Source organism: Streptomyces sp. NPDC127190, from assembly GCF_042672505.1.
GTDB lineage: Bacteria > Actinomycetota > Actinomycetes > Streptomycetales > Streptomycetaceae > Streptomyces.
This window is the reverse complement of sequence record NZ_JBHXVE010000016.1, coordinates 61,639-80,809: the sequence shown is the minus strand read 5'-3', so window position 1 is coordinate 80,809 and position 19,171 is coordinate 61,639. Positions and strand designations below refer to the sequence as shown.

The window sequence follows — 19,171 nt, the reverse complement described above, 5'->3', positions numbered from 1 at the left end:
CTTGCCCAGGGGCCCCCTTTCCCGTCGTACGACCGTCATCCGGCCCTTGCTCGGCCTTACCGCCCTTGCTCGGTCCTACTCGGCCTTGATGGCCGCGAGCATGTTGAGCCGGGCCGCGCGCCGGGCCGGCCACAGGGCGGCGAGGACGCCGACCACGCCCGCCAGCAGCAGGAACAGCGCCATCCGGCCCCAGGGCAGGACCAGTTCGTAGGTCGGCATCTTGGTGCCGAGCAGCTCGCCGGCTGCCCAGCCGAAGAACACGCCCAGGCCGATGCCGAGGACCCCGCCGAACAGGGAGATCACCAGGGACTCCAGACGGACCATCCGCTTGACCGCCTTGCGGTCCAGGCCGATCGCGCGGAGCATGCCGATCTCCTGGGAGCGCTCGAAGACGGACATGGCCAGGGTGTTGATCACGCCCAGGACCGCGACGATCACCGCCATGCCGAGCAGGCCGTAGACCATGTTCAGCATCATCGTGAACATCTGCGCGATGTCATGGGAGATGTCCTGCTTGTCCTGGATCTTGATCGCCGGGTTCAGGCCGAGCGCCTTCGCCAGCCGGTCCTTCGTCGCCTCCGAGGCGCCGTCCGCCGTCTTCACCATGACCTGCATGTCGGACGGGTGGGCCAGATGCGGGGTGAGGACGGTGTCGTCGAGGATGATCCCGTTGATCATCTGGTTGCCCTCGTAGACCCCGGCGACGGTCAGCCGCCGTGCCGTGCCGTCCTCGAAGTGCGCGGTGAACCGGGACCCGGCGTGCCAGCCGTACTGCTCGGCCCGGTCCTTGTCCACGACCACCCGGGTGCCGCCCACCGTGAACGAGCCCTCGTCCACCGTCAGGTCGGTCAGCTTCCCGATGGCCGCGCCGTTGACCCCGGTCAGGTACTCGGTCGTGCCGTCGATCCGGGACGCGGCGTTGCGCAGCGGGCTGCTGGCGGTCACGCCGTCGGTGGCGGCCAGCTTCTTCGCCACGTCCGGGGAGAGGGGCGAGCGGTTGGCCATCGAGACGACGTAGTCCGCGCGGATCGCCGAGGAGGCCATCTTGTCGATGGACGTCTGGAGGCTGCCCGCCATCACCGTCATCCCGGTGATCAGGGTCAGGCCGATCATCAGCGCCGACGCGGTGGCCGCCGTACGGCGCGGGTTGCGCACCGCGTTCTGCCGGGCCAGCCGGCCCGAGACCCCGAACGCGCGCAGCACCGGCGCGGCCGCCGCGACCAGCGGCCGGGACAGCAACGGGGTCAGCACGAACACGCCGACGATCAGCAGGACGGCGCCGAGCCCCATCGGGGCCTGCGCGGAGTCGGCGCTCATCGTGGTGGCCGCGAGGACCACCGTCACACCGGCCGCCGCGAACAGCGCGCCGAGGGTGTTGCGCAGCACCAGCGACCTGGTGGTCGCCTTGGCGTGCACGCTGCTCATCGCCGCCACCGGCGGGATCTTCGCGGCCCGGCGGCCGGGCAGCCAGGCGGCCAGCATGGTGATGAGGACACCGACCGCGAGGGCGGCCGCCACGGTGCCCGGGGTGATCACCAGCGGCCCGTCCGGCACGCTCGCGCCGAAGGAGCCGAGCAGCGCCCGCAGGCCCGCGCCGATGCCGACACCGGCGGCCAGACCGGCCACCCCGGCGACCGCGCCGACCACGAACGCCTCGACGAGCACGGACCGGGTCACCTGCCGGCGGGAGGCGCCGACCGCGCGGAGCAGCGCCAGCTCGCGGGTGCGCTGGGCGACCAGCATGGTGAAGGTGTTGGCGATGATGAAGGTGCCGACGAACAGCGCGATGCCGGCGAAGACCAGCAGGGTCTGCTTCAGGCTGCTCATCGAGTCGGCGATCGCCTTCGCCTGGTCGTCGGCGAGCCGGGCGCCGGTGGTGGTCTCCACCAGGCGGGACGGCAGGGCCCGGTCCAGCCCGGCCTTCAGCGCGGACTGGCTGGTGCCCGGAGCGGCCCGGACGTCGATCTCGTCGTACGTGCCCTTCTTGCCGAACAGCTTCTGCGCGGTCGGCGTGTCGAACAGGGCGAGGCTGCCGCCGGCGGAGACGTTGCCGTCGTCGGTGGTGAAGATGCCGGCGAGGGTCGGGGTGAGCACCGGGCCGTTCACGGACAGCCGCACGGTGTCGCCGACCCGGTAGCCGGCGCGCTCGGCGGTCTTGGAGTCGAGCAGCACCTCGCCGCTGCCGTGCGGGGCGTGGCCGCTGACCAGCGGGTACCGGGTGTCCTTGGTGCCCCAGTAGTTGCCGCCGGCGGACTGCCAGTCGCCGCCGGCCAGCTTGCCGTGCCGGTCGGCGACGGCGGTGAAGCCGCTGACGACACCGGTCGCGGAGGCGGCGCCGGGAACCTTCGCGGCCCGCTCCAGCAGGGCCTGGGTCAGCTCGGGTGTCCTGCCGACCTGATCGCCCTTGGACTCCTGGTACGTGGGCCGTACGGCGACGTCGACGCCGTCGAAGCCCTTGGCGCTGCTCTTCTGGTAGGCGTCGGAGATGGTGTTGGTGAAGACGAGGGTGCCGGAGACGAACGCGACGCCGAGCATGACGGCGAGCACGGTCATCAGCAGCCGGGCCTTGTGCGCGAGGACGGTGCGCAGGGCGGTGCGGAACATCAGCTGACACGGCCCTTCGCGTCGAACTGCTTCATGGTGTCGAGGACCGACTCGGCGGTGGGGGCGTACATCTCGTCCACGATCCGGCCGTCCGCGAGGAAGATCACGCGGTCCGCGTAGGCGGCGGCCACCGGGTCGTGCGTGACCATGACGACGGTCTGGCCCAGCTCGCGTACGGAGTTGCGCAGAAAGCCGAGCACTTCGGCGCCGGAGCGCGAGTCCAGGTTTCCGGTCGGCTCGTCCCCGAAGATGATCTCGGGCCGGGAGGCGAGGGCGCGGGCGACGGCCACGCGCTGCTGCTGGCCGCCGGAGAGCTGGGCGGGCCGGTGGCTCAGCCGCCCGGACAGACCGACCATCTCGATGACGCGATCGAGCCAGGCCTTGTCGGGCTTCCGCCCGGCGATGTCCATCGGCAGGGTGATGTTCTCCAGCGCGGTCAGCGTGGGCAGCAGGTTGAACGCCTGGAAGATGAAGCCGATCTTGTCCCGGCGCAGCTTGGTGAGCTGCTTGTCCTTCAGGGAGCCCAGCTCGGTCTCGCCGATCCGCACCGAGCCCGAGGAGAAGGTGTCCAGGCCCGCCACGCAGTGCATCAGCGTGGACTTGCCGGAGCCGGACGGGCCCATGATCGCGGTGAACTCGGCCTGCCGGAAGTCCACGGAGACCCGGTCCAGGGCGACCACCCGGGTCTCACCCTGCCCGTAGATCTTTGACAGCTCGGTGGCGCGTGCGGCCACGGCCGTGGTCCGGCCGGCGGTGGGGGTGGTGGTCACGGGAGGGTGCTCCTGTCGGGACGACGAGTGGTTCAGGGGACCTCTCCATCGTTCCGGCGCGGGACGGCCGTGTAGTCAGACGCAGAACGGGTTCCGGAGGGCGACTCGGGTCGGACCCGGGGCGGCCGTGTCATACCTGGGAAGGACCACCGACCCCGAGACCCGGCAACGTCAAGGGAGCGTCAGCACTGTCAAGGGAGTGTCGGGCATTGTCGAGAACGGGTGGAACACCCTCGTTCAGACGGTGAAATTCCGTCATTTCGCGTGCGTCGGCAGACGCCCCGCGTCAGGCTATTGGCAAGTGCGGATGGCTTGTTCCTTGGGCTGATGCACCCTCAGACGTCAATAAAATAAGACAACATCGGTCCGCCCTTCCGCTGTTCGGGGGATGCGTCCCGATAGGCTCGGAACCCGAAGCGGAGCCCACGGCCTGCCCGGATGGTGGAATGCAGACACGGCGAGCTTAAACCTCGCTGCCCCTTCGCGGGCGTGCCGGTTCAAGTCCGGCTCCGGGCACCACCACGCCCCTAGGGGGCACCCTCGGTGCGATCACCCATGGCCAGGAATCACCCGGCCGCGTAGCGTGTTGCTCAGCACGGCAGGGGAAAGATCCTCCTCAGGTATCACGTCGATCCTTTGCCAATCCATTACGCTTTGAGCCAAGGCTGCGCACGGCAGCCATGGAGGAGTGAGATGAGGAGCAGCAACCCGGTCTTCTCGCGACGGGGGTTCAGCCGCGACCACGGCTACGCCGGCTTCAACACCGCACCGCAGGCCGGGTACGCACAGGGCAACCCGTACGCGCAGAGCCCCTACGGCCAGAACCCCTACGCGCAGAACCCGTACGCCCAGCAGGGCGTCGGCACGCCACCGCAGGCCCCGGTCACCACCGACCGGATGACCATGGACGACGTGGTCGTCCGCTCGGCCATCACGCTCGGCACGGTCGCCGTCGGCGCCGTCCTCGCCTGGGCGCTGCTGCCGGTCTCGGCCACCAGCTACGGCCTGGCCGTCGGCTCGGCGATCGTCGCGTTCGTCCTGGCGATGGTGCAGAGCTACCGCCGCACCCCCTCGCCCGCGCTGATCCTCGGGTACGCCGCCTTCGAGGGCGTCTTCCTCGGCGTCCTCAGCGAGATGTACAACAGCCGCTGGCAGGGCGCGCCCTTCCAGGCGGTGCTCGGCACCATGGCGGTCTCGGCCGCGACCCTGCTGGTCTACAAGGCCGGCTGGGTCCGCGTCACCGCGCGGTACGCCCGCATCGGCATCGCCATCGCGATGGCCTTCTTCGTGGTCATGGCGGTCAACCTGCTGCTGGTCGCCTTCGGCGTCGCCGAGGACGGCGGTCTGCGCAGCTTCGGCCCGCTCGGCGCGCTCGTCGGCATCGTCGCGATCCTGCTCGGGGCGTTCTTCCTGACGCTCGACTTCAAGCAGATCGAGGACGGCATCGCCTACGGCGCCCCGCGCCACGAGTCCTGGCTCGCCGCGTTCGGTCTCACCATGACCCTGGTGTGGATCTACGTGGAGATGCTGCGGCTGGTGGCCATCTTCACCAACAACGACTAGCGCCTGCCCCGTCGTTGCGAAGGGCCCCGGGTTCCGACCCGGGGCCCTTCGCCATGCAGGGGGAGCGGTGGCTAGCGCAGCTTGCGGGCCGCCCTCCTCAGGTCGTACTCGTGCACGAGCGCCTTCGCGTGGCCGTACGCGAGGTCGTACTCGTGCCGGAGCCAGCTGACCTTCTCCTCGAAGCGGAAGAGTGACGGGCCTTCTTCGACGGTGCGCAGCCAGTCGGAGACTTCACGACCGGTGCAGTGCGGGATGCGGGCGAGCAGATTGCGATGGGTCTCCTCGGAGAAGACTTGGGACATCGGCGCCTCCGAACGCAAAGGGGATGTAAGCCGGTCCTTCACGTCACCGTGCCTGAGCGTTCGCGTATTGGCAACAGTCCGGCACGTTACGCTCGGCGCGTGGTTGATACGACGCCCCTGACCCAAGCAGTGGATCACTTCGCCGACCGGCTGCGGGCCGCTCCGCAGAGCCGGCTCCAGAGAGGCGCCGCCACGGAGGCGCTGGCGCTGGCCCGGCAGTTGGCCGGATGGGCGCAGCGCGTCGAGGAGCCCGGGACCGAGCCTCGGGAGATGCCGGACGCCGGGATGTTCGCGGCGGCCGACCAGATCCTCGTGGCGGCCCACGATCTGGCGGTGGTGCTGGAGAGCGACGACCAGGTCGCGGAGGCGGTGCGGCTGGTCGAGGAGGCGCGGAAGCGGGCGGGGGTCTGAGGCCCTACAGGGACGCGATCACCCGGTCGGCCAGGATGTAGACCATGTCCGTGCCGTTCTCGCCGCAGGCGAAGGTCAGGGTGTAGGCGCCGGAGATGCCCGAGCCGCCCAGCAGGTAGGGAGCCTCGCCCGCCTCCACCGCGGCCGCCAGACGCTCCGCCGTCTCACGGTGGCCCGGCGTCATGCACAGGGTGGTGCCGTCGGCGAAGACATAGACGTCGAGGGTGCCGAGCGGGCCCGGGCGGACGTCGGACAGCTCGACGCGCTCGGCGGCCAGCTGCTCCAGCGCGGTCACCGTACGCTCGTGGTCGTTCACGGCGGGCGACTGCACCGGGACGAAGTCCGGGTGCGAGGGGTGGCGACGGCGGGCGGCGGCCAGCTCCGGGGACTCCCCGGAGAACTCCTCGGCGTCGGCGCCCGGCTCGGCCACCGGCTCCAGGCCCACGAAGTCGCTCTGCCGCGGCAGGAACAGCTCGGTGTCCGGCAGGCCCAGCAGCGAGGGGGTGTCGGAGGCGTCCCGCGCCTCCTGCGCCGCCCAGAAGGCGCGCGCCTCGGCCAGCTCCCGCTCCCGCTCCTCCGCGAGCGCCTCGGCCACGGCCGTGCGTATCTGGTCGGCGGCGGCCGACGTGCGGGCGTTCGGCAGCAGCGCGCGCGTGGTGGCGTGCTGGTTCTCGGCGAGCTGGGCCTGCAACTCCGTGAGCTGGCGGCGCAGCTTCAGGACGGTGCGCAGGACGGCGACGCCCACGGCGCCCGTGGCGGCCGTGGTGAGCAGCAGGGCGATCGGCATGGCGCTCACTGACGTACTCCCAGGTTCAAAGTCGACCCCCGACTTCCTACATCAGCTTGAAGGGCGGACTAACCAACTGTCAGTGCGTAACGTCACGAAACGGACAGGACTTTTGGCTCATGGTTTCGTTGTGTACCGCGCTGACCTTCACTGACCTGCACCGATGTGTCCGGCGCGTCAGATAGGTCACATCCTGGGGGAGATTGGATCACAGAAAGGCCCAGAACCTGGGAGTTTCCTCGGTTCTGGGCCCCTGGCCGACATAACGTGGCCGGTTCGCTACCGACCGTGCGTCAGCTCAGCCGCTCGATGACCATGGCCATGCCCTGGCCGCCGCCGACGCACATGGTCTCCAGGCCGAACTGCTTGTCGTGCCACTGGAGGGAGTTGATCAGCGTGCCGGTGATCCGGGCGCCGGTCATGCCGAAGGGGTGGCCGACGGCGATGGCGCCACCGTTGACGTTCAGCCGGTCGATGTCGATGCCCAGCTCCCGGTAGGAGGGGATCACCTGGGCGGCGAAGGCCTCGTTGATCTCGACCAGGTCGATGTCGCCGATGGTCAGGCCGGCCCGGCGCAGTGCCTGCTTCGACGCCTCGACCGGGCCGAGGCCCATGATCTCGGGGGACAGGCCGGAGACGCCGGTGGACACGATCCGCGCGAGCGGGGTCAGACCCAGTTCGCGGGCCTTGGTGTCCGACATGATGACGACGGCGGCGGCACCGTCGTTGAGCGGGCAGCAGTTGGCGGCGGTGACCAGGCCGTCCGGGCGGAAGACGGGCTTCAGACCCGACACGCCCTCCAGTGTGACGCCGGCGCGCGGGCCGTCGTCCTTGCTGACGACCGTGCCGTCGGGCAGCGTCACCGGGGTGATCTCGCGCTCCCAGAAGCCGTTCTTGATGGCTTCCTCGGCGAGGTTCTGCGAGCGGACGCCGAACTCGTCCATGTCCTGGCGGGTGACGCCCTTGAGCCGGGCCAGGTTCTCGGCGGTCTGGCCCATCGCGATGTACGGGTCGGGGAGCAGGCCGTCCTCGCGCGGGTCGTGCCAGGTGGAGCCGGTCGACTCGGCCACCGCGGCGGTACGGGCCTCGGCCTCGGCGAACAGCGGGTTGTGCGTGTCGGGCAGGCCGTCGGAGCTGCCCTTGATGTAGCGGGAGACGGTCTCGACGCCGGCCGAGATGAAGACGTCGCCCTCGCCGGCCTTGATGGCGTGCAGGGCCATGCGGGAGGTCTGGAGCGAGGAGGAGCAGTACCGGGTGATGGTGCAGCCCGGAAGGTGGTCCATGCCCATCTGTACGGCGACCACGCGGCCGAGGTTGTGGCCCTGCTCACCGCCGGGGAGGCCGCAGCCGAGCATCAGGTCGTCGATGTCCCGCGGGTCCAGCTCGGGGATCTTGGCGAGGGCCGCCTGGATGATGGTGGCGGTGAGGTCGTCGGGGCGCAGATCCTTGAGGGAACCCTTGCCGGCGCGGCCGATGGGGGAGCGGGCGGTCGAGACGATGACGGCTTCGGGCATCACGGCTCCAGTGGGGCTGAGTTTGGCATGGCCGCTTGGGAAGTTACCGGTACGTATGGCCCAGGTCACCGGTGTCGTGGTGTGACACTGGCCGCACTTTCTAAGCGCTTGCTTGGCCACGGCTTGCTTGGCTGTCGCTTGCTTGGCCGCAGTGCCGTACCCCCGGGCCCTTGTCCGTCCAGCCTCCCACTCGGCCGGGGGGCGGTCACGGGGACGGGGTGACCGCCTCCGGTTCGGGGACCTGGCGCCGGCGCCGGCGCTTGAGCAGGGCCCACGGGCCGCGCGGGCCCGTCGGCATCGCCGCCGTGACCTCCGTGCCCGCCTCGGAAGCGGCCTCCGCGGCGGCCCGCGCCACCGGCAGGAAGCCCTCGCGGCGCGACACGTCCGGCCGCTCCTCCTCCGGCCACAGACCCAGCGCGGCGCACACGGTGGGCAGTATGGCCATCGCCGCCGTCGCATACCCCTCCGCCGAGGGGTGGTAGTTGTCCGGGCCGAACAGCTCCCGCGGGTTCGCCTCGAACTCCGGGCCCAGCAGATCACCGAGGGACACCGTGCGGCCCCCCTGCTCCACCACCCCGATCGTCTGGGCCGCCGCCAGCTGCCGCGAGGCCCGCCGGGCCAGCCAGCGCAGCGGCTGCTGCACCGGTTCGATGGTGCCGAGGTCGGGGCAGGTGCCGACCACCACCTCGGCGCCGGCCGTGCGCAGCCGCCGTACCGCCGCCGACAGATGCCGCACCGAGCGGGTCGGCGGCATCCGGTGCGTCACGTCGTTCGCACCGATCATGATCACGCAGATGTCCGGGACGGGGGCCGAGGAGGACAGCACCAGGCTCACCTGGCGGTCCAGGTCGTCGGACTGGGCGCCGGGCAGCGCCACATTGCGCAGCTCCACCGGGCGTTCCGCCACCGCCGCCAGGCCCGAGGCCAGCAGCGCCCCCGGGGTCTGCCCGGCGCGGTGCACCCCCTGACCGGCCGCCGTGGAGTCGCCCAGCAGGGTCAGCCGCAACGGCACCTCGCCGGCGAGGCCGTACGTCCCGCCGAGCCCGGCCCCCTCGCTCCCGAGCCCGTCCGAGCGGGAGTACCCCCAGCCGTACACCCCGTCGGCCACCGGCACCCGGCCGCCGCCGCCGTTGCCCACATGCCGGCGGGCCAGCCGCACCTCCGCCAGCAGCAGACCGACCGCGGCCGCGCCGACCAGCCCGACCCCGCCGCCCCCGTACGCCGCACCGGCCGCGATACGCCGGGCCACCCTCGCCCTCGACATGCTCGTCATGCGTCGCCGCCACCTCCTCGTAGCCGTACACCCACTCCTTGCCCCGTACAGGGCGTGCGTCAATCTCCACGGGGAGTGAACGCCCGCGCGGCGTCACCCGCGGGCCTTAGGCTGGCGGAACCACTACGACCACAGTTTTTGCAAGCAACCGGAGACAACGGTGCAATTCCACGACTCGATGATCAGCCTCGTCGGCAACACCCCGCTGGTGCGGCTCAACAACGTCACCAAGGGCATCCAGGCCACCGTCCTGGCCAAGGTGGAGTACTTCAACCCGGGCGGCTCCGTGAAGGACCGCATCGCCCTGCGCATGATCGAGGCGGCAGAGCAGAGCGGCGAGCTGAAGCCGGGCGGGACCATTGTCGAGCCGACCAGCGGCAACACCGGTGTGGGGCTGGCCATCGTCGCTCAGCAGAAGGGGTACAAGTGCATCTTCGTGTGCCCCGACAAGGTGAGCACCGACAAGATCAACGTGCTGCGTGCGTACGGCGCCGAGGTCGTCGTCTGCCCGACCGCCGTGGCGCCGGAGCACCCGGACTCCTACTACAACGTCTCCGACCGGCTGGTCCGTGAGACGCCGGGCGCGTGGAAGCCCGACCAGTACTCCAACCCCAACAACCCGCTCTCCCACTATCACTCCACCGGCCCCGAGCTGTGGGAGCAGACGGAGGGGAAGATCACCCACTTCGTGGCGGGCGTGGGCACCGGTGGCACCATCTCCGGCACCGGCCGGTACCTCAAGGAGGTCAGCGGCGGCGCGGTCAAGGTCGTCGGCGCCGACCCGGAGGGCTCGGTCTACTCCGGCGGCTCCGGCCGGCCGTACCTGGTCGAGGGCGTCGGCGAGGACTTCTGGCCGACCGCCTACGACCGCACCGTCGCCGACGAGATCGTGCCGGTCTCCGACAAGGACTCCTTCCAGATGACCCGCCGTCTGGCCAAGGAGGAGGGCCTGCTGGTCGGCGGCTCCTGCGGCATGGCCGTCGTGGCCGCGCTGCGGGTCGCCGAGCGGCTCGGCCCGGACGACGTCGTGGTGGTCCTGCTGCCGGACAGCGGCCGCGGCTACCTCAGTAAAATTTTCAACGACGAGTGGATGGCTGACTACGGCTTCCTCGAGGACGAGGGCCCCAGCGCCCGCGTCGGCGACGTCCTGAGCGACAAGGCGGGCGGCACCATCCCCTCCCTGGTGCACATGCACCCGGAGGAGACCGTCGGCCAGGCCATCGAGGTGCTGCGCGAGTACGGCGTCTCGCAGATGCCGGTCGTCAAGCCGGGCGCCGGGCACCCGGACGTGATGGCCGCCGAGGTCGTCGGCTCGGTCGTCGAACGCGAGCTGCTGGACGCCCTGTTCAGCAAGCGGGCCTCGCTGGAGGACCCGCTGGAGAAGCACATGTGCGCCCCGCTGCCGCAGGTCGGCTCCGGTGAGCCGGTCGGCGACCTGATGCAGGTGCTCGGCACGGCCGACGCCGCGATCGTCCTGGTCGAGGGCAAGCCGACCGGTGTGGTCAGCCGGCAGGACCTGCTCGCCTTCCTCGCCAAGGGCGGCAACAAGTAGCGAACGTGCGGTGAACGGCCCGTGACTCCGGCGAACGTGCGGTGTCCCGGGCTGTTCGCGCCGTTCCGGAAGTGTCACGTGCACGCAGCACCCGCTTAACACGGGTCCGGCACATTGGTGGGTGTCGGCAGGGCGGGAGCGGCTCCCCGCCCCGGCCGGCCCGAACGGCGCCAAGGACCTCCGGAGCGGCTCCCGGACCTCCATGGACGCCATGGACGCGACAGCCCGGCCCTGACCCGGCCCGCGTCCTTCGCGGGGACCGCCGTCGTCCCGCCCCCCGGTGACGGGGGTGCGGCGGTCCCCGCGAAAGCTTTTCCCGGCTTCCCGGCTTCCCGGCTTCCCGGCTTCCCGGCTTTCCTGGTTTTCCTGGTTTTCCCGTGTTTCCCGCCTGCCCGCCGTGCGGTCTTCCCGTGACTTTCCCGGCGGGCCGGCGCGCCCTCAGTCCCGCGCCGCCGAACCGCCGCGGAACAGCTCCGGGTTGAGCCGTACCGCCTGCACCAGGTTGACGCCGACGATGCCGGCCCAGGCGACCGCCAGACCGGTGAGACCGCTGAGGGCGGCGGCGATCGCGGACAGCGGGATCGCCAGCACCAACGTGATCAGGGCGAAGCCATGGCGCTCGGCCCAGCTGTCGCCCTGCGGCTGCCGCGCCCCGCGTACGGCCGTCATCTGCTGCTCGGCCAGCTGCCGCCGTACCCGCCGGTCGACCGTGTCGTCGATGCGCTGCCCGACCTTCTCCAGGAAGGAGTCGACCAGCGCGGAGTCGTAGTCCTCGCCCAGGTCCCTGCGTGCCCGCACCGTGGCGTCGAGATCCTTGCGGAGGTCGACGTCCCCCTCGTCCCGTGTGTCCATGGCGACCAGGCTAGGGAGCCACCGCCGCCGTCGCACTGGGGACAACCCCCCTCTCCGGCACCTCTGGGCTGTATAACGGTATGCAGCGAAACATTCTGTGAATGGACTGCCCGTGTTCGTCCGTGCCTCGGCGCTGTACTCTCCCGGGACGTCGAGGACATACGGAGGGGGGAGTACCAGATGAGTGCGACCGACACCCCGGCCAACCGCTTGCAGGCGCTCTTCGAGGGCCACCGGCTCACGCCGACCCAGCGCCGCATCGCGCACAGCATGGTGCGCCGCGCCGCGGACGTGCCCTTCCTCTCCAGCGTGGAGCTGGCCGAACTGGCCGGGGTCAGCCAGCCCTCGGTGACCCGGTTCGCGGTCGCCCTCGGCTTCGACGGCTACCCGGCCCTGCGCAAGCACCTGCGCGAGGTCGTCCCCGCCGAACCGGCCCCCGGCACGGGCGTCCACAACGAGTACCAGCTGGCCGTCGAGGCCGAGATCGAGAACCTCCGGCACCTCGCCGAGCTCCTCGCCGACCCGCGCCCGGTGCAGCAGGCCGGCCGGGTCCTCGCCGCCTCCCGTCCGCTGCCCGTGCTGGGCCTGCGCGCCGCCGCCTCGCAGGCGTACGGCTTCGCCTACTTCGCCGCCAAGGTCCACCCGGACGTCCGGCTGCTGGACGAGGGCGGCACGATGATCCAGGACCGCATCGACACGGCCGTCCGCGCCGGCGCCACCGCCCTGCTGTGCTTCGCGCTGCCCCGGCATCCGCGCGAGGTCGTGGACACCCTCGCCTATGCCAAGGACGCCGGCCTCACCGTCGTCACGGTCGCCGACTCGGCCTTCGCGCCGGTCGCCAAGTACTCCGACCTGCTGCTGCCCGCCGCCGTCGGCACCGGGCTCGCCTTCGACACCGCGTGCGCGCCGATGCTGCTCGGCCGGGTGCTGCTGGAGGCGATCTGCGACGACCTGCCGGACGCCCAGGCCCGCCTGGAGCAGTTCGACGCGCACGCCGCGGCCCGTGGGCTGTTCGTGGAGTGACCACGCGTCGGCGCGCCCGCTCTCAGACTCGTCTCACCTTCTGGCACTAGCTTCCTGTCGGGACACAGACACCGAGGGAACACGTGACACGGGAGGCTGACGTGGCGCGCGGAGGACGCGGAGGACAGGGTCTGGCTCGGCTGGCCGTCGTGGTACGGGCGGGGGCCGCGCCGATGTGGTGGTTCGGGGTGTGCGCCGCAGGGCTCGGCGCACTGCCGGAAGGGCTGACCGGCCGCCGGATCGGGGCACTGGCCGGGGCCGCGCTGTTCCTGGTCGGCGCGGCGGCCGTGGCCCTGACGCGCCGGCGCCGTTATGCGGAGCTGGCCCGGGGCGCGGCCCGCGCGGGCAGGTACGACGTCTTGCAGGACCGTGCGGTGAGCGTGCGCAACTGGCGCCGGGGGCACCGCTGGTGGCTGCTGCTGGGCTTCGCCCTCGCGGTCGGCTCGGCCTTCGCGGTGCCGGTGGCCGGCGGGCTGCTGCTGGCCGGGTTCGGCACCGGGCTGCGGCTCAAGGCCGCCTGGATCGGCCGGCTCGAGCGGGCCGCGGACACCCTGCTGTGGGTGCGCGTCGACTGGCTCGACCGGCGCGCCGGGTGCCCGGCCGGCAAGGCCGTGAAGGGCCTGCGCGGCACGGGCATCGCGGCCGGCGACGCGGCCCCGGGCGGGGCCCGCCGCCGTACCGAGGCCCTGGTCTGAGGCCGAGCCCGGACGGCGGTCCGGGTGGCTGTGCGGCGCGAGCGGCGGGCTCAGACCTCCAGCTGCTCCTCGATCCGGCGGAGCTGGTGCCGGGCCATCGCCAGGTTGGCCCGGCCGGCGTCCAGGACCAGGTAGAGGAAGAGGCCGTTGCCGCCGCGGCTGCGCAGCAGCCGGATGAGGTGGTACTGGTCGGTCAGCGTGATCAGGATGTCCTCGATCTCGCTCTTGAGGCCGAGCATCTCCATGGTGCGCATCTTGGCGCGGATCACGTCGGTGTTGCCGGCGGCGGCCACGTTCAGGTCGAAGCTCTTGTTCGCGCCCATCGTGCCGAGCGCCATTCCGCTGGTGTAGTCGACGAGCGCGACACCGGTGGCGCCCTCGATGGTGGTGAGGGCTTCCTTCAGCGCTGTCTCGGTGTTGGCCATGACGGGTCCTCTCTCTACGGTTCTCTTCGGTCGGCTTCGGTGCTCTTCGTTCAGCTGTGTTCAGCTGTCGGCGGTCAGCTGTCGGCCGGAGTGCTGACGGCGCCCAGCGCTCTCCGGGCCGGGCGGGCGGCCCGCGCCGCCGCCTCGGCGGCGTCGAGCAGCTCCCCGATGCGGGCGCCGGCCCGGCGGCCCTCCAGGTGCAGCCGGCCGACGTTGACCCGGTCCTGGGCGAGCAGGGTCAGTACGGCGGTGCGGCCCGCCGCGTAGGTGGCGATGTAGCCGCGCTCGCCGCGCACCAGCAGTTCCCGGAAGCCGCCGTTGCCGGTGGCGTCCGTGACCCGGACGGCGACCCCGAGCGCGGCGGCGGTCAGTGCCGCCAGGCCCTCCGGGTCGACGCCGGGGGTGTCGTGGGCGACGACGAGGCCGTCGACGCCGGCCGCGAGCGCTCCGGTGAGCTGCGGCACGCGGCTGCGCAGCCGGAGCAGTTCGTCCAGGACGGTCCGGAGGTCCTCCTCGGACACCATCAGCTCTCTCCTCTCGGCGGGGCGGTGCCGTTCAAAGCGCCTCCAGCGCATCCCTGAGCCTCTTCAGCAGCGCGATGTCGGGGTCGGTCGTGACCAGGTGGAGCGGGGGCGGGACGGGGATCGCCGGTGCGGGGTGTGCCGCCGGTGCGTGTGGCGTGGGGGCGGCCGGTGCCGTCGCGGGGGACGGCGGTGTCGGCCGGGCGGGTGCCCTCGGCGGGGCGGGTGCTCTCGGCGGGGCGGGTGCCCTCGGCGGGGCGGGTGCTCTCGGCGGGGCGGGTGCTCTCGGCGGGGCGGGTGCCAGGTGGCCGGCCGCCGTGAGCCGACGGACGTCGACCAGGGTGTGGAAGGCCTGCCGGCCCAGGTTCCGGGCGATGTCGACGGCCGTACGGACGCCGTCCACCCGGTCCAGCACCGCCCGCTGCCGGGGCGTGACCGGCGCGGCGGCCGGCGGCCCGGCGACCGGGTCCGCGCGGATCAGCGGTGCGCTGTCGGCGGCCGGGTCGGGCCACAGCCGGTGCAGCAGCAGCCGGCGGCGCAGTGTCTCGTGCTCCAGGGCCACCACCGGCACCGAGGGCAGCGGGCCGAGGCGGGGTGCGGGGTCGTAGCGGAACCGGCCCGGGGTGCTGCTCGGCGCCAGCGTGAAGTACCCGGCGTCGTACAGCGCGTCCAGATGGCACAGCTCCAGCGCGCCGGCCGGTAACAGGCCGGAGCGCAACAGGAGTTCGGCGGCGTGCAGCGGGCCGGAGGCCTGCGCGGCGGCCCGCTGCCAGGCGGCGGCCGCGAGCGTGCCGTGGGCGGTGAGCAGCACGTCCAGGCCGGGGGCGAGCGGACTCTCGGCGTGCACCACCCGCCCCTCGGCGAGATGGAGGGTGCCGTGCTCGCGGACCAGGACCCCGGTGGCCCGCTCCTCGGCCAGCCGGGTCAGCATCGGCGACAGCGCCCGGGAGGCCGTCCGGTCCCGCACCGGCAGCGGCGGGGGCGTGCGGACCGCGGTCATCCCAGCACCAGCCGGGCGGCCATCTCGCCGAGCCGGATCCGGGCCAGCGCGAGATTGCCCTCCGCGCGGCCGAGCCACAGATGCAGGAAGACGCTGCTGTCGAAGGACGTGTCCACGAACCGCAGCAGGTGGTAGCTGTCGCCGTTGCTGATGATCACGTCCTCCACCGGCGCGAGGTCCGTGCCGTGCGCCGCGAACGTGCCGTGCTCGGCGGCCATCCGGGCCAGTTCGGCGGCCTCGGCGGCGGTCCGCTCGTGGTCGTCGCCGGGGGCCTCCCCGACCGTGCCGAGCGCCAGTCCGCTCGTCCAGTCCACCAGTGCGGCTCCGCGCGCACCGGGTAACCGCATCGCTTCCAGCAGGCACTCGTCGATTCCGGGCACCGTGGCTCCCCTCCCGCCTGGGACTCCGGCTGCGTGACGCCGACACTACGCACGGTGTGCGCGAGGGGTGAGGTCTTTGGCATTTTCCAGTGGAACATGCGTCCGGCGTACTAGTGTTGCCAACCGGCGTCTGTGCGCGCGGAGTTGACTCCTTTGTTCGAGGGGTTCGGGGGGTGTGTCAACGGTTCCCGGGCGCGCTCAGGGTGGTGAGCGACGCCCCGTGCGCCCCACCGGACTCCGCCACCACCTCCGCGATCGACTGCGGCTCCCGTACGACCGCGAAGGCGACGCCTCCCCGGCCGTCCGGCGCGAAACCGTGGATGCCGGGCCGGGCCAGGGAGTTGTAGGCGTAGTGGTGCGCGAAGTAGTACGCGCCCGTGTCCAGCGCCGCCACATAGTCGCCCGGCTCCAGCAGCGGCAGCGTGCGCCCCTCGGCCAGCAGGTCGCCCGCGAAGCAGGCCGGCCCGGCCACGTCCTGCACCTCCTTGGGCCCCCGCTTGGGCCGCCCCTCGCCGTCGTACGCCGCGATCCTGAGCGGCCACGCCGCCGGCGCGTACACCGTCCGCGTCGCCACCTGCACGCCCGCGTGGGTCACCGCGATCCGCCGTCCGCCCGCGCTCTTGGTGTACTCCACCCGGGCCACCACCGTGCCGTGCTTGGCCAGCAGCGACCGGCCGAACTCGGTCACCAGCCCGTACCGCCCGTCGAACAGCCCCGGCACCTCCTCGGCGAGCACGCGCGCGTACTCGGCGTACGACGGGGTCGCCGCCTCCCCGGCGAAGTTCACCGGCAGCCCGCCGCCGATGTCGAGCGTGTCGATCTGCCGCCGTCCCGCACGCGCGTTGATCTCCTCGGCCAGCGCGTACGTCTCCGCCACCCCGCGCGCCAGCAGCGCCAGCGGGATGCCCTGCGAGCCGGTGTGCGCGTGCAGCCGGGTCAGCCACGGCCGCTCCAGGCACGCCCGCACGACCCACTCGCGCGCCCCCTCGTCGCGCAGCGCCACCCCGAACTTGGAGGTCGGGGTCGCCGTCGAGGTCGCCCCGATGCTGCCACCGCCGACCTGGGGGTTGACCCGCAGGCCGAGCGGGGAGCGGCTGGCTGCCGAGCGGATCAGGGCGTCGATCCGGTCCAGCTCCTGGGGGTTGTCGGCGTTCACGGCGATGCCCAGCGCCAGCGCCTCGCGCAGCTCGGCCGGGGTCTTCGCGGGCGAGTCCAGCACCGTCCGGGCGGGCGGCACCCCGGCGGCCCGGGCCAGCGCCAGCTCGCCGGGGCTGGCCACCTCCGCGCCGATCCCCGCCTCGCGCAGCAGCCGTACCACCGGCACCAGCGGGGTCGCCTTCACCGCGAAGGCGTGCAGCACCGGGGTGCCGGGCGGTACGACCGCGGCGAACGCCGCCCGCAGCGCGGCCGCCGACTCCCGGATGCCGGTGACGTCCAGCAGCCCCAGCACGGCCGCGTCCGGCCCCAGCAGCCCCTGCTCCACCGCGGCTCGCACGGCCCGGTCCCGCCGGCCCGCCCGGGCCCGCGCCTCCGCTTCGAGGTCCTGCCGCCGTGCCTCCGTCTCCGGGTCGCGCTCCACAGCCTCTCCCCTCGTGTCCGCCGTGTCCGCCTCGGGTGCTTCCAGCCAAACACCGGCGGCGCGCGGACGCGGCCGTACCGCCCTATTGACTAGTTCTATTCAGAACGACAGGATGTGAATAGACGTAGTAACAGGAGGAGGCAGACGATGTCGGGACCCCGCCCCGTACGAGCACCGCGCGGCACGGAACTGAGCGCCCTGGGATGGCAGCAGGAGGCCGCCCTGCGCATGCTCCAGAACAACCTCGACCCCGAGGTGGCCGAGCACCCCGACAAGCTCGTCGTCTACGGCGGCACCGGCAAGGCCGCCCGTGACTGGCGCTCCTTCGACGCCATGGTCCGCACTCTGAGGACCCTCAAGCAGGACGAGACCATGCTGGTCCAGTCCGGCCGCCCGGTCGGCGTCATGCAGACCCACGAGTGGGCCCCGCGCGTCCTCATCGCCAACTCCAACCTGGTCGGCGACTGGGCCAACTGGGAGGAGTTCCGCCGCCTGGAGGCCCTCGGCCTGACCATGTACGGCCAGATGACCGCCGGCTCCTGGATCTACATCGGCACCCAGGGCATCCTCCAGGGCACCTACGAGACCTTCGCCGCCGTCGCCGCGAAGAAGTTCAACGGCACCCTCGCGGGCACCATCACCCTCACCGCCGGCCTCGGCGGCATGGGCGGCGCCCAGCCCCTCGCGGTCACCATGAACGACGGCGTCGCGATCTGTATCGACTGCGACCCGCGCGCCATCGAGCGCCGCATCGAGCACCGCTACCTCGATGTGAAGGCCGACTCGCTCGACCACGCCCTCCAGCTCGCCGTCGAGGCCCGCGACCAGCGCAAGCCGCTGTCCATCGGCGTCCTCGGCAACGCGGCCGAGCTGGTCCCGCAGCTCCTCGCGATGAACGCCCCCATCGACATCGTCACCGACCAGACCTCCGCCCACGACCCGTTGTCCTACCTGCCGGTCGGCGTGGCCTTCGAGGACATGGCCGACGAGGCGGCCAAGGACCCGGCGGGCTTCACCACCCGCGCGCGCGAGTCCATGGCCAGGCACGTCGAGGCCATGGTCGGCTTCCAGGACGCGGGCGCCGAGGTCTTCGACTACGGCAACTCCATCCGCGGCGAGGCCCAGCTCGCCGGCTACACCCGGGCCTTCGCCTTCCCCGGCTTCGTCCCCGCCTACATCCGCCCCCTCTTCTGCGAGGGCAAGGGACCCTTCCGCTGGGCGGCCCTGTCCGGCGACCCCGCCGACATCGCCAAGACCGACAAGGCGATCCTCGACCTCTTCCCGGAGAACGAGTCCCTGGCCCGCTGGATCAAGATGGCCGGCGAGCGCGTCCACTTCCAGGGCCTGCCCGCCCGGATCTGCTGGCTCGGCTACGGCGAGCGCGACAAGGCCGGCGAGCGCTTCAACGACATGGTCGCCAGCGGCGAGCTGGCCGCCCCGCTGGCCATCGGCCGCGACCACCTCGACTGCGGCTCCGTCGCCTCCCCCTACCGGGAGACCGAGGCCATGCTCGACGGCTCCGACGCCATCGCCGACTGGCCGCTGCTCAACGCCATGGTCAACGTCGCCTCCGGCGCGTCCTGGGTCTCCCTGCACCACGGCGGCGGCGTCGGCATGGGCCGCTCCATCCACGCCGGCCAGGTCACCGTGGCCGACGGCACCAAGCTGGCCGGCGAGAAGATCCGCCGGGTCCTCACCAACGACCCCGGCATGGGTGTCATCCGGCACGTGGACGCGGGCTACGACATCGCGGAGTCCGTCGCCGAGGAGCGCGGGGTGCGGGTGCCGATGCGCGAGGGTGACGACGCGTGAGCTTCCACAGCATGTGGGGGGGGGGGCGGCCGCGGGGGCCCCCCCCCCCGCACCCACCCGCGCGCGCCCCGACCCACAGCGCCCGCGACACCCACACTCCCCCGCAGG

General features: G+C 72.2%; 18 protein-coding genes and 1 tRNA gene. 7 read left to right on the top strand and 12 right to left on the bottom strand.

Annotated features, from left to right (window positions below; genetic code table 11):
• Nucleotides 1-75 precede the first annotated feature (75 nt).
• On the bottom strand, nt 76-2,604 hold the full coding sequence (locus ACFVIU_RS23935) for an ABC transporter permease (RefSeq protein ID WP_385844891.1): 2,529 nt from the start codon (nt 2,602-2,604) through the stop codon (nt 76-78).
• On the bottom strand, nt 2,604-3,374 hold the full coding sequence (locus tag ACFVIU_RS23930) for an ABC transporter ATP-binding protein (protein ID WP_385844889.1): 771 nt from the start codon (nt 3,372-3,374) through the stop codon (nt 2,604-2,606). Before ACFVIU_RS23930 ends, ACFVIU_RS23935 begins: the two co-directional genes overlap by 1 nt.
• Nucleotides 3,375-3,806: 432 nt before the next feature.
• Between ACFVIU_RS23930 and ACFVIU_RS23925 the strand changes: the two genes are divergently transcribed.
• A tRNA-Leu gene (locus ACFVIU_RS23925) sits at nt 3,807-3,893 on the top strand.
• A 174-nt stretch (nt 3,894-4,067) separates the two neighbouring features.
• On the top strand, nt 4,068-4,937 hold the full coding sequence (locus ACFVIU_RS23920) for a Bax inhibitor-1/YccA family protein (protein WP_385844887.1): 870 nt from the start codon (nt 4,068-4,070) through the stop codon (nt 4,935-4,937).
• 71 nt (nt 4,938-5,008) lie between these two features.
• Here ACFVIU_RS23920 and ACFVIU_RS23915 read toward each other — a convergent pair whose 3' ends face one another.
• Nucleotides 5,009-5,239 carry a DUF4287 domain-containing protein gene (locus ACFVIU_RS23915; protein WP_385844886.1) on the bottom strand — a complete coding sequence of 77 codons (231 nt, stop codon included), beginning with the start codon at nt 5,237-5,239 and terminating at the stop codon, nt 5,009-5,011.
• Between the two features lie 99 nt (nt 5,240-5,338).
• On the opposite strand from ACFVIU_RS23915, the gene ACFVIU_RS23910 reads away from it, so the two are divergent.
• Entirely contained in the window at nt 5,339-5,650 is a 312-nt protein-coding gene (locus ACFVIU_RS23910) for a hypothetical protein (RefSeq protein ID WP_385844885.1), read from the top strand.
• A gap of 4 nt (nt 5,651-5,654) precedes the next feature.
• Here ACFVIU_RS23910 and ACFVIU_RS23905 read toward each other — a convergent pair whose 3' ends face one another.
• The 3 genes from ACFVIU_RS23905 to ACFVIU_RS23895 form a co-directional block, all read right to left on the bottom strand.
• Nucleotides 5,655-6,446 carry a hypothetical protein gene (locus ACFVIU_RS23905; protein WP_385844883.1) on the bottom strand — a complete coding sequence of 264 codons (792 nt, stop codon included), beginning with the start codon at nt 6,444-6,446 and terminating at the stop codon, nt 5,655-5,657.
• 284 nt (nt 6,447-6,730) lie between these two features.
• A complete protein-coding gene (locus ACFVIU_RS23900) occupies nt 6,731-7,951 on the bottom strand; it encodes an acetyl-CoA C-acetyltransferase (protein ID WP_385844882.1) in 1,221 nt (406 codons plus the stop codon).
• A 205-nt stretch (nt 7,952-8,156) separates the two neighbouring features.
• On the bottom strand, nt 8,157-9,224 hold the full coding sequence (locus ACFVIU_RS23895; RefSeq protein ID WP_385844880.1) for an SGNH/GDSL hydrolase family protein: 1,068 nt from the start codon (nt 9,222-9,224) through the stop codon (nt 8,157-8,159).
• 160 nt (nt 9,225-9,384) lie between these two features.
• On the opposite strand from ACFVIU_RS23895, the gene ACFVIU_RS23890 reads away from it, so the two are divergent.
• On the top strand, nt 9,385-10,776 hold the full coding sequence (locus ACFVIU_RS23890; protein WP_385844879.1) for a cystathionine beta-synthase: 1,392 nt from the start codon (nt 9,385-9,387) through the stop codon (nt 10,774-10,776).
• 438 nt (nt 10,777-11,214) lie between these two features.
• On the opposite strand, the gene ACFVIU_RS23885 is transcribed toward ACFVIU_RS23890, so the two are convergent.
• Nucleotides 11,215-11,628: a hypothetical protein gene (locus ACFVIU_RS23885; protein WP_385844877.1), complete on the bottom strand. Its 414-nt coding sequence runs from the start codon at nt 11,626-11,628 to the stop codon at nt 11,215-11,217.
• Nucleotides 11,629-11,808: 180 nt separating this feature from the next.
• Between ACFVIU_RS23885 and ACFVIU_RS23880 the strand changes: the two genes are divergently transcribed.
• Nucleotides 11,809-12,651, top strand: a complete 843-nt coding sequence (locus tag ACFVIU_RS23880) for a MurR/RpiR family transcriptional regulator (RefSeq protein WP_385844876.1) — start codon at nt 11,809-11,811, stop codon at nt 12,649-12,651.
• A 101-nt stretch (nt 12,652-12,752) separates the two neighbouring features.
• Nucleotides 12,753-13,346: a hypothetical protein gene (locus ACFVIU_RS23875; RefSeq protein ID WP_385844875.1), complete on the top strand. Its 594-nt coding sequence runs from the start codon at nt 12,753-12,755 to the stop codon at nt 13,344-13,346.
• Between the two features lie 50 nt (nt 13,347-13,396).
• Here the strand turns inward: ACFVIU_RS23875 and ACFVIU_RS23870 are convergent, their stop codons facing one another.
• The 5 genes from ACFVIU_RS23870 to ACFVIU_RS23850 form a co-directional block, all read right to left on the bottom strand.
• Nucleotides 13,397-13,771, bottom strand: a complete 375-nt coding sequence (locus ACFVIU_RS23870) for a hypothetical protein (protein WP_385844874.1) — start codon at nt 13,769-13,771, stop codon at nt 13,397-13,399.
• Between the two features lie 74 nt (nt 13,772-13,845).
• Nucleotides 13,846-14,295 (bottom strand): roadblock/LC7 domain-containing protein, encoded by a 450-nt coding sequence (locus ACFVIU_RS23865; protein ID WP_385844872.1) that lies wholly within the window; start codon nt 14,293-14,295, stop codon nt 13,846-13,848.
• Between the two features lie 31 nt (nt 14,296-14,326).
• Nucleotides 14,327-15,292: a transcriptional regulator gene (locus ACFVIU_RS23860; protein WP_385844871.1), complete on the bottom strand. Its 966-nt coding sequence runs from the start codon at nt 15,290-15,292 to the stop codon at nt 14,327-14,329.
• Complete coding sequence (locus tag ACFVIU_RS23855) at nt 15,289-15,672, bottom strand: hypothetical protein (RefSeq protein ID WP_385844870.1); 384 nt, start codon at nt 15,670-15,672, stop codon at nt 15,289-15,291. Before ACFVIU_RS23855 ends, ACFVIU_RS23860 begins: the two co-directional genes overlap by 4 nt.
• 178 nt (nt 15,673-15,850) lie before the next feature.
• Entirely contained in the window at nt 15,851-17,251 is a 1,401-nt protein-coding gene (locus ACFVIU_RS23850) for a diaminopimelate decarboxylase (RefSeq protein ID WP_385844868.1), read from the bottom strand.
• 147 nt (nt 17,252-17,398) lie between these two features.
• Between ACFVIU_RS23850 and hutU the strand changes: the two genes are divergently transcribed.
• The gene (hutU, locus tag ACFVIU_RS23845) at nt 17,399-19,063 is read left to right on the top strand and encodes a urocanate hydratase (protein ID WP_385844867.1); all 1,665 of its coding nucleotides are present in this window, start codon (nt 17,399-17,401) and stop codon (nt 19,061-19,063) included.
• Nucleotides 19,064-19,171: the final 108 nt, after the last annotated feature.